We start from the raw sequence: 17,180 nt of genomic DNA, 5'->3' as shown, positions 1-17,180 counted from the left end.
TGGCTCAGGAGCGGCCGTTGAACGCGTCCTTGAGGCGGGAGAACAGGCCCTGCTGGCCGGGCTGGAACTGGCCGGTGGGCCGCTCCTCGCCGCGCAGCTTGGCCAGTTCGCGCAGCAGGTGCTCCTGCTCGGCGTCGAGCTTGCCGGGCGTGGTCACCTCGACGTGCACGATCAGGTCACCGCGTCCGCCGCCGCGCAGGTGCGTGATGCCCCGCCCGTGCAGCGGCACCGACTGGCCGGACTGGGTGCCGGGCCGGATGTCGATCTCCTCCATGCCGTCCAGCGTCTCCAGCGGCACCTTGGTGCCGAGGGCCGCGGCCGTCATCGGGATGGTGACCGTGCAGTGCAGGTCGTCGCCGCGCCGCTGGAAGACGGAGTGCGGCAGCTCGTGGATCTCCACGTAGAGGTCGCCGGCGGGGCCGCCGCCGGGGCCGACCTCGCCCTCGCCCGCGAGCTGGATGCGGGTGCCGTTGTCGACGCCGGCCGGGATCTTCACCGTCAGCGTGCGGCGCGAGCGGACCCGGCCGTCCCCGGCGCACTCGGGGCAGGGGGTGGGCACCACGGTGCCGAAGCCCTGGCACTGGGGGCAGGGGCGGGAGGTCATGACCTGGCCGAGGAAGGACCGGGTGACCTGGGAGACCTCACCGCGGCCGCGGCACATGTCGCAGGTCTGCGCGGAGGTGCCGGGGGCGGCGCCCTCGCCGTTGCAGGTGTTGCAGACGACGGCCGTGTCGACCTGGATGTCCTTGGTGGTGCCGAAGGCGGCCTCGTCCAGCTCGATGTCGAGCCGGATCATGGCGTCCTGGCCGCGCCGGGTGCGCGAGCGGGGGCGGCGCTGGGACGCCGTGCCGAAGAAGGCGTCCATGATGTCGGAGAAGTTGCCGAAGCCGCCCTGTCCGAAGCCGCCCGCGCCGCCTCCGCCGTTCTGCGACAGGGGGTCCCCGCCGAGGTCGTAGACCTGCTTCTTCTGCGGGTCGGAGAGGACCTCGTAGGCGGCGTTGATCTCCTTGAAGCGCTCCTGCGTCTTCGGATCGGGATTGACGTCCGGGTGCAGCTCGCGGGCGAGTCTGCGGAACGCCTTCTTGATCTCGTCCTGGGAAGCGTCGCGGCGCACGCCGAGTACGGCGTAGTAGTCCGTGGCCACTTACGACTCCGCCAGGATCTGTCCGACGTAACGTGCCACTGCGCGTACCGCTCCCATCGTTCCGGGGTAATCCATGCGGGTCGGTCCGACCACGCCGAGTTTGGCGACTGCCTCGCGTCCCGAACCGTAGCCGACCGAGACGACCGACGTGGAGCTGAGGCCCTCATGGGCGTTCTCATGACCGATCCGTACGGTCATGGCCGAATCCTTCGCCTCACCGAGGAGTTTGAGCAGGACGACCTGCTCCTCCAGCGCCTCCAGGACGGGGCGGATGGTGAGAGGGAAGTCATGCCCGAAGCGCGTGAGATTGGCGGTGCCGCCGATCATCAGCCGCTCCTCGGTCTCCTCGACCAGGGTCTCCAGGAGCGTGGACAGCACCGTCGAGACGGTGGGCCGGTCCTCGCTCTCGAAGGACTCCGGAAGGTCCTGGACCAGTTGCGGCACGTCGGCGAACCGGCGCCCCGCGACCTGGCTGTTCAGCCGGGCCCGCAGGTCGGCCACGGAGGACTCGCCGAACGGCGCCGGGCAGTCGATCATCCGCTGCTCGACCCGCCCGGTGTCGGTGATCAGCACCAGCATCAGCCGGGCCGGGGCCATCGACAGCAGCTCCACGTGCCGGACGGTGGACCGGGTCAGGGAGGGGTACTGCACGACGGCGACCTGGCGGGTGAGCTGCGCGAGCAGCCGCACCGTGCGGGCCACCACGTCGTCGAGGTCGACGGCCTGGTCGAGGAAGTGATGAATGGCACGCCGCTCGGGTGCCGTCATCGGCTTCACGTCGGCGAGCCGGTCGACGAAGAGGCGGTACCCCTTGTCGGTCGGGATGCGCCCCGCGCTGGTGTGCGGCTGGGCGATGTACCCCTCGTCCTCCAGCGCGGCCATGTCGTTGCGGACCGTGGCCGGGGAGACGCCGAGCCGGTGGCGTTCGGTCAGCGCCTTCGAGCCGACCGGCTCCTCGGTGCCGACGTAGTCCTGGACGATCGCGCGCAGGACTTCGAGCCTTCGTTCACTGAGCACCGCGCACCTCCCAGTCGCCTGCCACGCTCCCGCGTCCTCGGCGGGCCTCTGCTGGCACTCACCTCGCGCGAGTGCCAACCACGTCGCGGACCAGTGTACGGCTGACCGGTGTGTCCGCGGCAAGGCCGGGGCACACCTGGCCGGGGACGACGCGGCGAAGTCACCCGGTACCGCCGGGTATGCCGCGCGACGCCTGAGAGGGTGGAGCCGTGATGAGCCGATGAACGCGTACGGGACCGGGCCGGAGTGGCGCTGGGAGTGGCCGGCCCCCGGCGTCGGGCGGCTGCGGCTGCCTCGCTGGGACGCGACGGCCGGGCTGGCCGTCGGGCCCGCCGGCGCCCTGCTGATCGACGCGGGCGCGTCCCTGCGGGAGGGCGCCCTGCTGCGCCACGCGGCCGAGGAGGCCCTGCGGGAGCGCGGCGGCCCGCGCCGTGTGACGCATCTGGCACTGACCCACGCCCACTTCGACCACGTCTTCGGCGCCGCCGCCTTCGCGGGCGCCGAGGTCCACGGCGCCGTCGGCCTGGACACCGCCCTCACCCGCACCGGCACCCTGGAGTCCGACGCGGTACGCCACGGGCTCGGCCCCCGCGAGGCGGGCGAGGCCGCCGACGCTCTGGTGGTCCCCCGCCACCTGGTCTCGGGCGAGGCCGTCGTGGAGCTGGGCGGCGAACGCAGGGCGCTCCTCGCCAACCTCGGCCCCGGCCACACCGCGCACGACCTCGCCGTCCTCGTCCCGGGCCTGCCCGACGTGGTGTTCTGCGGCGACCTGGTCGAGGAGTCCGGGGAGCCGCAGGCGGGCCCGGACGCGCTGCCGGCGCGCTGGCCCGAGGCGCTGGACCGGCTGCTGGCGCTCGGCGGCCCCGACGCCGTCTACGTGCCGGGGCACGGGGCGGTCGTCGACGCCGCGTTCGTCCGGGCCCAACGCGATGAGCTGGCCCGCAGGTTCGCCCTGTCATAACGTCTGCCCATGCGCAGCTACCAGCCGGACTTGACCCCGCCGTGGAAGAAGCGGAATCCCGCTCCCGAGGTCGAGGCGGTGGCCGACCTCGTCGTGGAGGAGCCCGCCAGCGGCTTCTGCGGCGCGGTGATCCGCTGCGAGAAGTCGGCCGAGGGTCCGGTGGTCACCCTGGAGGACCGGTTCGGCAAGCACCGCGTCTTCCCCATGGTGGAGCGCGGTTTCCTCCTGGAGGGCCGCCCGGTCACCCTGGTCCGCCCGAAGGCCGGGCAGGCGCCCGCCACGCCCTCCCGGACCGCCTCGGGCTCGGTGGCGGTGCCGGGCGCGCGGGCCCGGGTGGCGCGGGCCGGCCGCATCTATGTGGAGGGCCGCCACGACGCCGAGCTGGTGGAGCGGGTCTGGGGCGACGACCTGCGCGTCGAGGGCGTCGTCGTGGAGTACCTGGAGGGCGTCGACGACCTCCCCGCCCTGGTCGACGCCTTCGCGCCGGGCCCCGACGCGCGCCTCGGCGTCCTCGTCGACCACCTGGTCCCCGGCTCCAAGGAGTCCCGCATCGCGGCCGCCGTCAGCAGCCCGCACGCTCTGGTCGTCGGCCACCCGTACATCGACATCTGGCAGGCGGTGAAGCCCGCCTCGGTCGGCATCGACGCCTGGCCCGAGGTCCCCCGCGGCCAGGACTGGAAGACCGGCACCTGCCGCGCCCTGGGCTGGCCCACCGACACCGGCGCCGCCTGGCACCGCCGCATCCTCCCCGCCGTCCGCAGCTACAAGGACCTGGAGCCCGCCCTGCTGGGCCGCGTCGAGGAACTGATCGACTTCGTCACCGCCCCGCCCGAGGCCGGATAGGCGCGCCCTCAGGGCCGCCGGTGCCGCTTGACCGGCGGCAGTGTCGGGAACTCCGCCGTCTCCAGCTCGACACCGAGCAGCGGCACGGGCACGCCCAGCCCGAAGGAGAAGGTCTGCTCGACCCCGTAGTCGGCCTGCTCACCCTCGCCGTACGGCTCGGTGAGCAGCACGCACTGGGCGGCCATGGGGTCGACGATCAGGTAACCGGGGACGCCCCCGGCCGCGTAGATCGACCGCTTGTCGCCGTAGTCCCGGTCGACGCTGGAGCGGGAGACGACCTCGACGAGCAGGGTGACCAGCTCGGCGGGGAGCAGGCGGCCGTGATCCGGTCCCTTGCCGCGTTCCAGTCGGGCACGGCCAGCGCCTCGTAGAAGTCCGCGACCCCGGGGCGTGGCCCCTCGTCCGGCAGCACGCCCTCAGTCCACCAGGTCCCGCACCACGGCGTCCGCCAGCAGGCGGCCGCGCAGGGTGAGGACGGCGCGGCCCTCGGCGAAGGGGGCTTCGGCGAGGAGGCCGTCGGTCAGGGCCTGGCGGGCGGCGGCGAGGCCGGCCGGGTTGAGGAGGGCCAGGGGGCAGCCGTCGGCGAGGCGGAGTTCCAGGAGGATGCGTTCGACGCGGCGGTCCTCGGGGGTGAGGAGTTCGCGGCCGGCGCCCGGGGAGCGGGAGTCGGCGAGGGCGGCGGCGTAGGCGCCGGGGTGTTTCACGTTCCACCAGCGGACGCCGCCGACGTGGCTGTGGGCGCCGGGGCCCGCGCCCCACCAGTCGGCGCCGCGCCAGTACAGCTCGTTGTGGAGGCAGCGGCCCGCCTCGGTGGTGGCCCAGTTGGAGACCTCGTACCAGTGGTAGCCGGCCTCGGCGAGCATCGTGTCGGCGATGAGGTAGCGGTCGGCGTGCTCGTCGTCGTCGGTGGGGGCGACCTCGCCGCGCCGGATGCGGCGGGCGAGACCGGTGCCCTCCTCCACGATCAGGGCGTACGCGGAGACGTGGTCGGGCCCGGCGCCGACGGCCGCCGAGAGCGAGGCGCGCCAGTCGTCGTCGCTCTCGCCCGGGGTGCCGTAGATCAGGTCGAGGTTGACGTGGTCGAAGCCGGCGGCGCGGGCCTCGGCGACGCAGGCCTCGGGGCGCCCGGGGGTGTGCCGGCGGTCCAGCACCTTCAGGACGTGCTGCCGGGCGCTCTGCATGCCGAAGGAGATCCGGTTGAAGCCGCCTTCGCGCAGCTCGGCGAGGTAGGCGGGGTCGACGGACTCCGGGTTGGCCTCGGTGGTGATCTCCGCGTCGGGGGCGAGCCCGAACTCCGAGCGGACCGCCTCCAGCATCCGGACCAGGTCGCGGGCGGCCAGCAGCGTGGGGGTGCCGCCGCCGACGAAGACGGTGCGGACCTCGCGCGGGTCGTCGCCGAGGACCTTGCGGGCGAGGCGGACCTCGTCGGCGAGGGTGTCGGCGTAGTTGTCGCGGGAGGCGAGGACCCCGCCGGAGGAGCGCAGCTCGGTCGCGGTGTAGGTGTTGAAGTCGCAGTAGCCGCAGCGGGTCGCGCAGTACGGCACGTGCAGGTAGAAGCCGAGGGGGCGGTCGGCCGCACCGTCGAGGGCGGAGGCGGGCAGCGTGCCGTCTGCGGGCACGGGCTCACCGTCGGGGAGTGCGGAAGGCATGGGGTCCATTGTCCCGCACGCGCGGCCGGACCCCGGCCCGGCGGTCGCGGGGACCGTCCGGCCGGGGTCCGGCGGGGTGCGCCTCGGGGCGCGCGGGCCTGGTCAGGCCTCGCGCGTGCCCGCGTACATCTCGTCGATGAGGTGCCCGAACTCACGCTCCACGACGGGGCGCTTCAGCTTGAGGCTGGGGGTCAGCTCGCCGTGCTCGATGTCGAGGTCGCGCGGGAGGAGCTTGAACTTCTTGATCGTCTGCCACCGCTGGAGACCCTCGTTGAGGCGGTTGACGTACCCCTCGATCAGCGCCTGCGTCTCGGGGCGGGCGACGATCTCGGCGTAGGTGGTGGCCGGGAGGTTCTGCTCCTTGGCCCAGCCGAGCAGGGTCGGCTCGTCCAGGGCGATGAGGGCGGTGCAGAAGTTCCGGTCGGCGCCGTGGACCAGGATGTTGGAGACGAACGGGCAGATCGCCTTGAACTGGCCCTCGACCTCGGCGGGGGCGATGTACTTGCCGCCCGAGGTCTTGATCAGGTCCTTCTTGCGGTCGGTGATCTTGAGGTAGCCGTCGGCGGAGAGTTCGCCGATGTCGCCGGTGTGGAACCAGCCGTCGCCCTCCAGCACCTCGGCGGTCTTCTCGGGGAGCTGGTGGTAGCCCTCCATGACGCCGGGGCCGCGCAGCAGGATCTCGCCGTCCTCGGCGATCCGGACCTCGGTGCCGGGGAGCGGCTTGCCGACGGTGCCGGTGCGGTACGCCTCGCCCGGGTTGACGAAGGAGGCGGCGCTGGTCTCGGTGAGGCCGTACCCCTCCAGGATGTGCACGCCGGCGCCGGCGAAGAAGAAGCCGATGTCGGGGGCGAGCGCGGCGGAGCCGGAGATGCAGGCCCGCAGCCGGCCGCCGAACGCCTCGCGGATCTTGGCGTAGACGAGCTTGTCGGCGACGGCGTGCTTGGCGCTCAGGGCGGCGGGGGCGGACGCCTTGCCGGTACGGCGGAAGTTGTCCTGGGTGGTCTTCGCCCACTCGCGGGAGACCTCGGCGGCCCACTGGAAGATCTTGTACTTGGCTCCGCCGCCCGCGCGGGCCTTGGCGGCGACGCCGTTGTAGACCTTCTCGAAGATGCGCGGGACGGCCGCCATGTAGGTGGGCTGGACGACCGGCAGGTTCTCGATGATCTTGTCGACCCGGCCGTCGACGGCGGTGACGTGGCCGACCTCGATCTGGCCGGAGGTCAGCACCTTGCCGAAGACGTGGGCGAGCGGCAGCCACAGGTACTGCACGTCGTCCTGGCCGACGAGGCCGGTCGCGGCGATGGCCTTCGCCATGTACGACCAGTTGTCGTGCGGCAGCCGGACGCCCTTGGGGCGGCCGGTGGTGCCGGAGGTGTAGATGACGGTGGCGAGCTGGTCGGCGGTGATCGCCGCGACCCGCTCCTTGATCAGCTCGGGCTCGCGCTCCAGCCGGGCGGCGCCGCGCTTCTCCAGGTCGGCGAGGCTGAGCACCCAGCCCTCCGGGTCGCCCTCGGCCGCCTCGGCGCCGGCCGGGTCGAGGACCACGACGTGGGCGAGGTGGGGCAGCTCGGCACGCTTCTCGCGGGCCTTGGCGAGCTGCTCGGCGTCCTCGGCGATGAGGACGCGGCTCTCGGAGTCGGCCAGGATGAAGGCGGCCTCGTCGGCGTTGGTGGAGGGGTAGACGGTGGTGGTCGCGGCTCCGGCGCAGAGGATGCCGAGGTCGGCGAGGATCCACTCGACGCGGGTGGCGGAGGCGAGGGCGACCCGCTGCTCGGCGTCGACGCCGAGTTCGATCAGGCCGGCCGCGATGGCGAAGACCCTGGTCGCGGCCTGCTGCCAGCTCAGCGACTTCCAGTCGTCCGGGCCCTCCTGGGCCGACGGCACCGGGTAACGGTATGCCTCGCCGTCGGGGGTGGCCTCCACGCGCTCAAGGAAAAGCGTGGCCACAGAGGGCGGCCGGTTCTCGATCATGGTCTGTGCGTCGCTCACGACATCCTCCGGGCCCGCGACAGTGCGTGCTGCTGACTGGTGGTGCGGCTGTTGTTTAACTTGCGAGTAACCATCGAGCAGTGATCAGGGTAGAGCGCCACCGCCCGTCACGTAAGAGGCTGCGACCTGTCACTTTCCACCAATTGCTGGTCCTGCCACTATCCCCCCGACCGCCGCCGGGGAACCGGGGACCACCCGTGCGTCCGGTCACACACCGCCCGGCTCCGGCGCCCGGCCGCACCGCCGTGCCCCGCCGCCACACCCCGCACCACTCCCCCACGATCCGTGTACGGGACATCCACAGACGGTGTTCCGGAGGCGGGACCCGGCCGCCGGGAGGGCGAATTCCGGCCAGTCGGTGCCGCCGCACGGCCGGGGCGCCTGTCCCCGGACGCACGGAGGCGCCCGACCGGCCACCGCCGGACGGGCGCCTCACCCGCGCTCCGCCTCGCTTCCGCGAGGGTTACTTCTTGGCCTTGCCGCCACCGCTGTCGTCGCTGGACAGCACCGCGATGAAGGCTTCCTGCGGGACCTCGACCGAGCCCACCATCTTCATCCGCTTCTTGCCCTCCTTCTGCTTCTCCAGCAGCTTCCGCTTACGCGAGATGTCACCGCCGTAGCACTTGGCGAGGACGTCCTTGCGGATGGCGCGGATGGTCTCGCGGGCGATCACCCGGGAGCCGATCGCCGCCTGCACGGGCACCTCGAAGGCCTGCCGCGGGATCAGCTCCTTCAGCTTCGCGACCAGCCGCACCCCGTAGGCGTACGCCTGGTCGCGGTGGGTGATGGCGGAGAAGGCGTCGACCTTGTCGCCGTGGAGCAGGATGTCGACCTTGACCAGGTGGGCGCTCTGCTCGCCGGTGGGCTCGTAGTCCAGGGAGGCGTAGCCGCGGGTCTTGGACTTCAGCTGGTCGAAGAAGTCGAAGACGATCTCGGCCAGCGGCAGGGTGTAGCGGATCTCGACCCGGTCCTCGGAGAGGTAGTCCATGCCGAGCAGCACGCCGCGCCGCGACTGGCAGAGTTCCATGATCGCGCCGATGAACTCGCTGGGCGCGAGGATCGTGGCGCGCACCACCGGCTCGTACACCTCGTCGATCTTGCCCTCGGGGAACTCGCTGGGGTTGGTCACCTGGTGCTCGGTGCCGTCCTCCATGTTGACCCGGTAGACCACGTTGGGCGCGGTGGCGATGAGGTCGAGGTTGAACTCGCGCTCCAGCCGCTCGCGGATCACGTCGAGGTGGAGCAGGCCGAGGAAGCCGACGCGGAAGCCGAAGCCGAGCGCGGCGGAGGTCTCCGGCTCGTAGACCAGGGCCGCGTCGTTGAGCTGGAGCTTGTCGAGGGCGTCGCGCAGCAGCGGGTAGTCCGAGCCGTCCAGCGGGTACAGCCCCGAGAAGACCATCGGCTTCGGGTCCTTGTAGCCGCCGAGCGGCACCTCGGCGCCCTTGGACAGCGAGGTGATCGTGTCACCGACCTTGGACTGGCGGACGTCCTTCACGCCGGTGATGAGGTAGCCGACCTCCCCCACGCCGAGCCCGTCGGCGGGGAGCATCTCCGGGGAGTTGGTGCCGATCTCCAGCAGCTCGTGGGTGGCGCCGGTGGACATCATCCGGATGCGCTCACGCTTGTTGAGCTGCCCGTCGACGACCCGGACGTAGGTGACGACACCGCGGTACGAGTCGTAGACCGAGTCGAAGATCATCGCGCGGGCCGGGGCGTCCTTGACGCCGACCGGGGCGGGGACCTCGGCGACCACCTTGTCGAGCAGCGCCTCGACGCCCATGCCGGTCTTGGCGGAGACCTTGAGCACGTCGGAGGGGTCGCAGCCGATGAGGTTGGCCAGCTCCTCGGAGAACTTCTCCGGCTGGGCGGCCGGCAGGTCGATCTTGTTGAGGACCGGGATGATCGTGAGGTCGTTCTCCATCGCCAGGTAGAGGTTGGCGAGGGTCTGCGCCTCGATGCCCTGGGCCGCGTCGACCAGCAGGACCGTGCCCTCGCAGGCGGCGAGCGACCGGGAGACCTCGTAGGTGAAGTCGACGTGGCCGGGGGTGTCGATCATGTTCAGGATGTGCGTGCTGCCCTGGTCGGGGCCCTCGGTGGGGGCCCACGGCAGACGCACGGCCTGCGACTTGATGGTGATGCCGCGCTCGCGCTCGATGTCCATCCGGTCGAGGTACTGCGCGCGCATCGCACGCTGCTCGACGACGCCGGTCAGCTGAAGCATCCGGTCGGCCAGCGTGGACTTGCCGTGGTCGATGTGGGCGATGATGCAGAAGTTACGGATCAGCGCCGGGTCCGTGCGACTCGGCTCGGGAACGTGGCTGGGGGTCGCGGGCACGCGTGGTCCTGGTTCTTGAGACGTCGAGACGTCGAGGCGGGCGGGCGGCGCGGAGCCGGACGGGGGCAGTACGCGCCTCACCTCGGGTGGGCTCACGCCGCCTGGGCGCGCCCACCGGGCCGGCACACGACCCCCGGGGTCCGCGGCCCCCATCGTCCCATGCGCGGGGACCGGCGACCGGTTTGGGCCGTGCGTGGGGCCGCTGGTAGCCTGGCCCGATGTGTCTCGTAGCCCTCTCAGCGTCGGGACACGACCGGAAACACCCAACCTGAACCTGTAAAGGCTCTTTCGTGGCGAACATCAAGTCCCAGATCAAGCGGAACAAGACCAACGAGAAGGCGCGCCTGCGCAACAAGGCCGTCAAGTCGTCGCTCAAGACCGCTATCCGCAAGGCCCGCGAGGCCGTGGCCGCGGGTGACGCGGAGAAGGCCACCGAGTACACGCGCGCCGCGTCGCGCCAGCTCGACAAGGCCGTCTCCAAGGGCGTCATCCACAAGAACCAGGCCGCCAACAAGAAGTCGGCGCTGGCCACCCAGACTGCCGCCCTCAAGGGCTGACCGGATCTGATCCGACCGTCGGCCAGGGACCACAGCGGGCCCTCTCATCCGCTCCCCGGCCGGCACCCCGGTTCCCGCACGCGGCCTGCGTTCGCCACGCGGGTGCGGGACCCAGCACAGCAGTGAACCGGAACCCCCGTTCCGCCCTTCCCCAGGGCGGGGCGGGGGTTTCGGCGTCCCTGGCCGCCTGATCTTCCGCTCGGGTGCCGGGCACCGCCTTCAGCTGACCGCAGGTGGTCCTTCCGCTCACTGATTGGCCTCAATCGCCGGCCGGGCTCACATGTGAGCCCGGCCGGCGATTGAGGCCACCGGGCAAGGCGGCCACGCCGGAAAGAGACTCAGCGCCCCTGTCGCGCCCGCGCGGCCGTGGCGATGGCGACGACCGCCTTCTCCAGGGCGTACTCGGGATCGTCCCCGCCCCCCTTGACCCCGGCGTCGGCCAAGGCGACCGCACGCAAGGCGGTGGCGACCCCGTCGGGGGTCCACCCCCGCATCTGCTGCCGGACCCGGTCGATCTTCCAGGGCGGCATCCCCAGTTCCCGGGCGAGGTCGGCGGGCCGCCCCCCACGCGCGGAGCTGAGCTTCCCGATGGCCCGCACCCCCTGCGCCAGCGCACTGGTGATGAGCACCGGCGCCACCCCGGTCGACAGCGACCAGCGCAGGGCCTCCAGCGCCTCCGCCGTGCGCCCCTCCACCGCCCGGTCGGCCACGGTGAAGCTCGACGCCTCCGCGCGCCCGGTGTAGTACCGCCCGACGACCGCCTCGTCGATGTTCCCCTCGACGTCGGCGGCGAGCTGCGTCACCGCGGAGGCCAGCTCCCGCAGGTCACTGCCGATGGCGTCGACCAGCGTCTGGGACGCCTCCGGGGTGGCGGTACGCCCCAGCGCCCGGAACTCGCTCCTGACGAAGGCCAGCCGGTCGGCGGGCTTGGTCATCTTCGGACAGGCGACCTCGCGGGCCCCCGCCTTGCGGGCCGCGTCGAGCAGCCCCTTGCCCTTGGCTCCCCCGGCGTGCAGCAGGACGAGGGTGATCTCCTCGACCGGCGCCCCGAGGTACGCCTTGACGTCCTTGACCGAGTCCGCCGACAGGTCCTGGGCGTTGCGCACCACGACCACCTTCCGCTCCGCGAAGAGCGAGGGGCTGGTCAGCTCGGCTAGGGTGCCGGGCTGGAGCTGGTCCGAGGTGAGGTCGCGTACGTCGGTGTCGGCGTCGGCGGCACGGGCGGCGGCCACCACCTGCTGCACGGCGCGGTCGAGAAGCAGATCCTCCTGGCCCACGGCGAGGGTGAGCGGGGCGAGCGGATCGTCGTTGGCAGTCTTCCTGGGCATCGCCGTCCAGCATCCCACGGGCCACCGACACGGGTCCGCCACCGGTCACGCCGGACACCCGGAGCCCCACTGCGGCACCCACCGGGAAGACGTACGACCGCAGCCCGGCGCCCGCAGCCCCGCCGTCCTTGGCGAAGGTGGCCCGCAGGTCCCAGCCGACGTCGCTGACGACGCCGAGCGGAATCCCGGCACCGCAAGCATGGCGACTTCCCACCAGAGGCGGACCCGGCCCCCGTCGGCACCGGCGGAAGGGCGGGCGGCCGTGCGCCGGCCTACGGCTCCTCGCGCCAGCCGTCCCACTCGCCCGCGAAGGCGTCCAGCTCCGCCGGGTCGAGGTCGCCCGCGGCGGCCGTCAGGACCAGCAGCCACTGGGCGTCCTCGGCGTCGTCCTCGCCGGCCAGGGCGTCGCGGACGAGCTGGGGTTCCTCGCGGAGGCCGAAGCGGGCGGCGAGTTCGGTGGCGGCCTCCTCGGCGGCGTCGCGGTCCGGGAGGACCAGGACGTGGCGGGGCTCCTCGTCGGCGGGGACGGCGGCGTTCTCTTCACTCACCGGGCCATTCTCACCGGCGCCCGGCCGCGAGGGGAAACCGGCCGGTGCCCGCTTCCCCGTGGGGCGGCTCAGCCGACGGCCTTGGGGACGATCTGGATGTCCAGCTCGATGGTGATGCTGGGCCCGACGACCGCGATGCCCTTGGCCAGCATCGTCTGCCAGCTGACGGTGAAGTCGTCGCGGTGGAGTTCGGTGACGGCCCGGCAGGCGGCCCGGGTCTCGCCCTCCATGCCGTGGCCGAGCCCGAGGTACTCGGTCTCCAGCGTGACCGTACGGGTGACACCGTGCAGGGAGAGCGCGCCGGTGACCGCCCAGTGGCTGCCGCCCCGGTGGGCGAAGCGGTCGCCGTAGAACTCCAGCGTCGGGAAGCGTGCCGCGTCGAGGAAGTCGGGCGAGCGCAGGTGCTTGTCGCGGGCGGGGACGTTGGTGTCGATCGAGGCGGCGTCGATGACGACGTGCAGCGCCGACTCCTCCATCCGCTCGGCGATCCGCACCGCACCGGCGAAGACGTTGAACCGGCCGTGCACCCGGGCCAGCCCGATGTGCCGGGCGGTGAAGGCGATCGAGGAGTGCGCGGGCTCCACGTCCCAGTCGCCGGGCGCGGGCAGCGTCGGCGGCTGCACGCTGTCCAGCGGGAGGTCGCCGAGGTCCGTGTGACCGCCCTCGTCCACCGCGACCGAGGACCGGAAGGGACGGCGTCCGTCGGCCGAGACCGCGAACCGGTACTCCCCCGCCGGCACGGTCGCCACGAACGAGCCGTACGGGTCGAGCCCACCCTCGATCACGGTCCGCCCCAGCGAATCGCTGAGGGTGAACTCGGCGTGCCGCACCGGTTCGTCCCGCTGCTCGCCGTCGACGATCCGCCCGCTGAGCACCCCGGCCGTGGGCGGCACCTCGACGGTGGAGAGCGGCCCCGCCGCCTGCCGAGCCCGCCGCTTCGCACCGAAGCCGAACATGGGGACCACCCTCCAACGCCGCGGAACAACTACCGTTTAGCCCACCCATTCGATCACCGCCCCCACTTTCGGGGCAACTCACCCCCGACCGTCCGAATCACCCGCAACTGCTCTTACCGGCCAACTCCCCTTCTCACCCTCTTACTTCACGGCAACAGCCAGCCCCGTGCGGCAACGGGGCGGCCTCCGGCACGGTGGTGAACTCCATGCCGAACCAGGTCCGGTACGCCTCCAGCACCTCGGCGTCGGAGTCCAGTTCGCGGGTGTGGGTGGCGTCGGCGGGCGCGTCCTCGGCCACGGCGGCGCCGGTCGCCTTGAGGGTGCGCCCGCTGAGGGTGATCCGGCCGGACCCGCCGTGGGTGGGCAGGGAGCACACCAGTGAGCGCCGGAAGTGCGAGTCGGGCGAGGTCCGGTGCCACCAGGAGCCGGCCCGGAAGTCCGCCAGCGCCCGGGGCCGTTCCTCCCACAGGTACTTCGCCACGCCGTCCTGGACCACCACCAGGTCGCCGCCGTCCGCCGCCTCGATCCGGAAGAGGCCGCCCCCGTCCCGCTGTTCGCCCCGCTCGTCGTAGGCGAGCGGGCGGTGGAGGTACGCCCCGAAACCGACGTCGGCCAGCCACCGGCCGCCGTCCGCGTCCTCGATCCGCAGCGTCATGTGGTCGTAGGGGATGCCCGGGCGGCCCTCCCGGTCCAGCACTCTGGCCTGGAGGAAGTCGACGCGGTAGCCGAGAGCGTCCGCCAGGGTGCCGAAGGCCCCGTTCAGTTCGTAGCAGAAGCCTCCTCGGCGGCGCACGGCGATCTTCTCGGCGAGGCTGTCCCCGTCGAGCCGGATCTCCTCGCCGAAGTGGACGGAGAGGTTCTCGAAGGGCACCGCCAGCAGGTGGGCCAGGTGCAGCGCGTGCAGGGCGGCGGCGTCCGGGCGGGCCGGGCGGTCGACGCCGAGCCGCCGGAGGTAGGCGTCGGTCATGATCTTGTCCATGGGCCAAGCGTTCCAGGCGGGCCGGGGCGCCGGTCGCCCCGGCCCGGCTCCCCGGAGGCCCGCCGGCGGGAGTGTCGTCCCGCGCCACGGTGAACGCCTCGCCTCCGCCGGCCGCCGCGGTTCCGGCGGCACCCCCGGCACGGGTGGCGACCCGCAGGGGAGGTACGCCGCCGGTCGCGCGGGAACCCGGGCGACCGGCCCCGCCACCGTCCCCGTCTCCGTCCCCGCCCAGTACCGCGATGTCCCCCTGCCGGTCGGTCCGGTGGAGGGGGACGCCCCGGTCGCGGAAGGCGGCGAGGGTGCTCGGCGCGGGGTGGCCGTAGCCGTTGTCCGCGCCGACCGAGACGACGGCGAGGCGGGGCGCTGCCGCCGCCAGCAGCCCGGGGTCCTGGTGCGCGGAACCGTGGTGCGCGACCTTGAGCACGTCGACGCCGGCCGGGACCCGTCCGGTACGGGCCAGTGCCCGCTGGCCCGGTGGCTCCAGGTCTCCGAGGAGCAGGAGAGTGAGCCCGGCGGTGCGGACGAGCAGGGTGAGGCTCGCGTCGTTGGCACCGTCCGGCGTGCCGAAGGGCCGCGCGTCCGGCCCGGACGGGGCGGGTGGCCACAGCACCTCCCAGCTGAGCCCGCCGTCCGCCCGGCGGGCCTCCCCCGCCGAGGCGACCCGCACCGGGACACCGGCTCCCGCCGCGGTGCGGTGGACCAGGGCGGCCTGCGCCGGCGGGTCGGCGAGGGCGGTCGTCTCGACCAGGCCGACCGAGCGGCCGCGCAGGACCCCGGCGAGGCCACTGGTGTGGTCGGCGTGGAAGTGGGTCAGGACGATCAGGGGAACGCGGCTGATCCCGAGCACGCGCAGGCACCGGTCGACGGCGAGCGGGTCGGGACCCGTGTCGACGACGACGGCCGCGCCCGGGCCGGCGGCGAGGACGAGCGCGTCGCCCTGGCCCACGTCGCAGAGGACCATCCGCCACCCCGGCGGAGGCCACCCGGTGACGACGCGGGTGACGCCGGGCGGCTGCACCACGAACAGCACCAGCAGCACCGCGACGGCGACCGCGACCAGGCGCCGCCCGCGCAGCAGACGGCGCGCCGCCAGGACCACGACGACCGTGACGAGGGCCAGCAGGGCGCCGCCTCCCCAGCCGCCCGGCCAGCCGAAGCCGGCCCCCGGCAGCGCGGCCCCGGTCCGCGCCACCCCGGCGATCCACCCGGCGGGCAGACCCGCGCCTCGTGCGACCAGTTCGGCGGCGCCGGGCAGCACGGGCGCCAGGGCCAGGGCGGTGAAGCCGAGCACGGTGGCCGGGGCCACGGCGAACTCGGCGACGAGGTTGCAGGGGACCGCGACCAGGCCGACGCGCGCCGACAGCACCGCGACGACCGGTGCGCAGACCGCCTGTGCGGCTGCGGCCGCCGCCACCGCCTCGGCGATCCGGGCCGGTACCCCGCGTTCCCGGAGCGCCTCGCTCCAGCGGGGTGCGAGCAGCAGCAGTGCCCCCGTGGCGAGCACCGACAGCAGGAAGCCGTAGCCGCGCGCCAGCCACGGGTCCCAGAGGGAGAGCAGCAGCACCGCGGCGGCGAGTGCCGGGACCAGGCTGCGGCGGCGGCCGGTGGCGACGGCCAGCAGGGTCACGGCTCCGCAGGCGGCGGCCCGCACCACGCTGGGTTCGGGCCGGCAGACGATGACGAAGGCGAGGGTCAGCGCGCCGCCCGCGACGGCCGTGGTGCGCAGGCCGAGTCCGAGCAGCGGTGCCAGTCCGCCGCGTTCGGCCCGGTGGGCGCGGCCCGGCGGCCCGATGAGCAGGGCCAGCACGATGGTGAGGTTGGAGCCGCTGACCGCCATGAGATGGGTCAGGTCCGTGGCCCGGAACGCCTCCCGCAGGTCGTCCGGGACCCGCCCGGTGTCGCCGACGACCAGGGCGGGCAGCAACGCCCGGGCGTCCGCCTCCAGCCCTTCGGAAGCCGTCCGGAGACCGGCGCGCAACTCCCCCGCGATTTGCTGGAGGCGGCTGGGCTCACCGGTCACCACGGGTGGGCCGGGCCGGGCGGGCCGCAGGACGGCGGCGTGGGGCCCGCCGGGGTCGAGCGGCGGGGCGAGCCGCCCGGTCAGCCGCAGCCGCGTCGAGGGCAGCAGCCCGCGCCACCGGTCACCGTCCGCGCGGTCGGGGACGGGCACGATCAGCAGCACGGGGGTACGCGTCCGGACCGCCGCGCCGGACGCCTCGGCCACGCCGACGATCCGGCCGTCGACCAGCAGCGAGGGCGGCCGCCCCGACTCGTCCCCCGCCGTCCCGCCCGGCTGCCGTACGGGACGGGCGTCCCCCGTCACCTCCACCTCGGCGGTGACCCGCGCGTGCCGCCCGGCCAGCTCCGGCACGGGCCCCCGGTGGCGGTCGGCCCCGTGCAGCCCGGCCGAAGCGGCTCCGGCCGCCGCGCAGAGCAGGGCCGCCGCGACACAGAGCCTGGTCCGCCGCACCCCGGGCACCGGCGCCTTCGCGAGGGCGCGCGAGGACACCGGGCCGCTCCCGGAACCCCTCCGGCGCCCGGCCCCGGACCGGCCACGCCCTCGCACTCCCGGCCCGGCCGGCACCCCGCCCCGGCCGGCTCCATCCGCCTCGCGCCCTCCCCACGCCCCCGCCAGCACCCACCCGGCCCCCAGCAACGCCACCCCCACCACACCCCACGCCCACCCGGGCCCCACACCGACCAGCAGCGCCGCAGCACCCCACGCGGCCACCGCGGGCACCGCCAACCGCAGATCCACGGGTCCCCGCTCCCCCACACCCGCACCACGGTCAGGCCCCGCCCGTCGACGACCGTCCTCGCCCCGGCCACCCGGCCCGTCCTGCCCGTCCGGCTCGTCCGGCTCGTCCCGGCCAC

At 73.7% G+C, this 17,180-nt stretch carries 13 protein-coding genes and 2 pseudogenes; 3 read left to right on the top strand and 12 right to left on the bottom strand.

Annotated elements, in window-relative coordinates:
* Nucleotides 1–4: 4 nt before the first annotated feature.
* On the bottom strand, nt 5–1,144 hold the full coding sequence (dnaJ, locus tag IF45_RS0107850) for a molecular chaperone DnaJ (protein ID WP_030306451.1): 1,140 nt from the start codon (nt 1,142–1,144) through the stop codon (nt 5–7).
* On the bottom strand, nt 1,145–2,161 hold the full coding sequence (hrcA, locus tag IF45_RS0107845; protein WP_003947991.1) for a heat-inducible transcriptional repressor HrcA: 1,017 nt from the start codon (nt 2,159–2,161) through the stop codon (nt 1,145–1,147).
* Nucleotides 2,162–2,381: 220 nt separating this feature from the next.
* On the opposite strand from hrcA, the gene IF45_RS0107840 reads away from it, so the two are divergent.
* Both IF45_RS0107840 and IF45_RS0107835 read left to right on the top strand, forming a co-directional pair.
* The gene (locus IF45_RS0107840; protein ID WP_030306449.1) at nt 2,382–3,122 is read left to right on the top strand and encodes an MBL fold metallo-hydrolase; all 741 of its coding nucleotides are present in this window, start codon (nt 2,382–2,384) and stop codon (nt 3,120–3,122) included.
* Between the two features lie 9 nt (nt 3,123–3,131).
* Nucleotides 3,132–3,965 carry a DUF3097 domain-containing protein gene (locus tag IF45_RS0107835; RefSeq protein ID WP_003947993.1) on the top strand — a complete coding sequence of 278 codons (834 nt, stop codon included), beginning with the start codon at nt 3,132–3,134 and terminating at the stop codon, nt 3,963–3,965.
* Nucleotides 3,966–3,973: 8 nt separating this feature from the next.
* Here the strand turns inward: IF45_RS0107835 and IF45_RS34385 are convergent, their stop codons facing one another.
* The 5 genes and pseudogenes from IF45_RS34385 to lepA form a co-directional block, all read right to left on the bottom strand.
* On the bottom strand, nt 3,974–4,150 hold the full coding sequence (locus IF45_RS34385; protein WP_010637828.1) for a hypothetical protein: 177 nt from the start codon (nt 4,148–4,150) through the stop codon (nt 3,974–3,976).
* Nucleotides 4,151–4,255, bottom strand: a pseudogene (locus tag IF45_RS34380) (Uma2 family endonuclease); the annotation flags it as partial.
* 126 nt (nt 4,256–4,381) lie between these two features.
* Nucleotides 4,382–5,614 carry a radical SAM family heme chaperone HemW gene (gene hemW, locus IF45_RS0107825; RefSeq protein WP_008407307.1) on the bottom strand — a complete coding sequence of 411 codons (1,233 nt, stop codon included), beginning with the start codon at nt 5,612–5,614 and terminating at the stop codon, nt 4,382–4,384.
* A 102-nt stretch (nt 5,615–5,716) separates the two neighbouring features.
* The gene (locus tag IF45_RS0107820) at nt 5,717–7,603 is read right to left on the bottom strand and encodes an AMP-dependent synthetase/ligase (RefSeq protein ID WP_003947996.1); all 1,887 of its coding nucleotides are present in this window, start codon (nt 7,601–7,603) and stop codon (nt 5,717–5,719) included.
* Between the two features lie 463 nt (nt 7,604–8,066).
* Nucleotides 8,067–9,938 carry a translation elongation factor 4 gene (lepA, locus tag IF45_RS0107815; protein WP_008407308.1) on the bottom strand — a complete coding sequence of 624 codons (1,872 nt, stop codon included), beginning with the start codon at nt 9,936–9,938 and terminating at the stop codon, nt 8,067–8,069.
* Nucleotides 9,939–10,228: 290 nt separating this feature from the next.
* Here lepA and rpsT point away from each other — a divergent pair, with 290 nt between their 5' ends.
* The gene (gene rpsT, locus IF45_RS0107810; RefSeq protein WP_003947998.1) at nt 10,229–10,495 is read left to right on the top strand and encodes a 30S ribosomal protein S20; all 267 of its coding nucleotides are present in this window, start codon (nt 10,229–10,231) and stop codon (nt 10,493–10,495) included.
* A gap of 338 nt (nt 10,496–10,833) precedes the next feature.
* Here the strand turns inward: rpsT and holA are convergent, their stop codons facing one another.
* The 5 genes and pseudogenes from holA to IF45_RS32160 all read right to left on the bottom strand — a co-directional run.
* Nucleotides 10,834–11,823 (bottom strand): DNA polymerase III subunit delta, encoded by a 990-nt coding sequence (gene holA / locus IF45_RS0107805; protein ID WP_008407311.1) that lies wholly within the window; start codon nt 11,821–11,823, stop codon nt 10,834–10,836.
* A gap of 272 nt (nt 11,824–12,095) precedes the next feature.
* On the bottom strand, nt 12,096–12,371 hold the full coding sequence (locus IF45_RS0107800; RefSeq protein WP_010637831.1) for a hypothetical protein: 276 nt from the start codon (nt 12,369–12,371) through the stop codon (nt 12,096–12,098).
* Nucleotides 12,372–12,439: 68 nt separating this feature from the next.
* Nucleotides 12,440–13,327: a YceI family protein gene (locus tag IF45_RS0107795; protein ID WP_008407313.1), complete on the bottom strand. Its 888-nt coding sequence runs from the start codon at nt 13,325–13,327 to the stop codon at nt 12,440–12,442.
* Between the two features lie 133 nt (nt 13,328–13,460).
* Nucleotides 13,461–14,306 carry an arylamine N-acetyltransferase family protein gene (locus IF45_RS33805; protein WP_030306442.1) on the bottom strand — a complete coding sequence of 282 codons (846 nt, stop codon included), beginning with the start codon at nt 14,304–14,306 and terminating at the stop codon, nt 13,461–13,463.
* Between the two features lie 226 nt (nt 14,307–14,532).
* Nucleotides 14,533–17,180, bottom strand: a pseudogene (locus IF45_RS32160) (ComEC/Rec2 family competence protein); the annotation flags it as partial.

Source organism: Streptomyces albidoflavus (assembly GCF_000719955.1).
GTDB classification, from domain to species: Bacteria; Actinomycetota; Actinomycetes; order Streptomycetales; family Streptomycetaceae; genus Streptomyces; species Streptomyces albidoflavus.
The sequence above is the reverse complement of the archived record's forward strand: the minus strand, read 5'-3'. Positions and strand labels throughout refer to the sequence as shown.

Excerpts from the sequence above, each read along its gene's own strand:
- IF45_RS0107840 (WP_030306449.1), top strand. The coding sequence starts at position 2,382 with ATGAACGCGTACGGGACCGGGCCGGAGTGGCGCTGGGAGTGGCCGGCC.
- IF45_RS0107835 (WP_003947993.1), top strand. The coding sequence starts at position 3,132 with ATGCGCAGCTACCAGCCGGACTTGACCCCGCCGTGGAAGAAGCGGAAT.
- IF45_RS34385 (WP_010637828.1), bottom strand. The coding sequence starts at position 4,150 with ATGGCCGCCCAGTGCGTGCTGCTCACCGAGCCGTACGGCGAGGGTGAG.
- hemW (WP_008407307.1), bottom strand. The coding sequence starts at position 5,614 with ATGCCTTCCGCACTCCCCGACGGTGAGCCCGTGCCCGCAGACGGCACG.
- holA (WP_008407311.1), bottom strand. The coding sequence starts at position 11,823 with ATGCCCAGGAAGACTGCCAACGACGATCCGCTCGCCCCGCTCACCCTC.
- IF45_RS0107795 (WP_008407313.1), bottom strand. The coding sequence starts at position 13,327 with ATGTTCGGCTTCGGTGCGAAGCGGCGGGCTCGGCAGGCGGCGGGGCCG.
- IF45_RS33805 (WP_030306442.1), bottom strand. The coding sequence starts at position 14,306 with ATGGACAAGATCATGACCGACGCCTACCTCCGGCGGCTCGGCGTCGAC.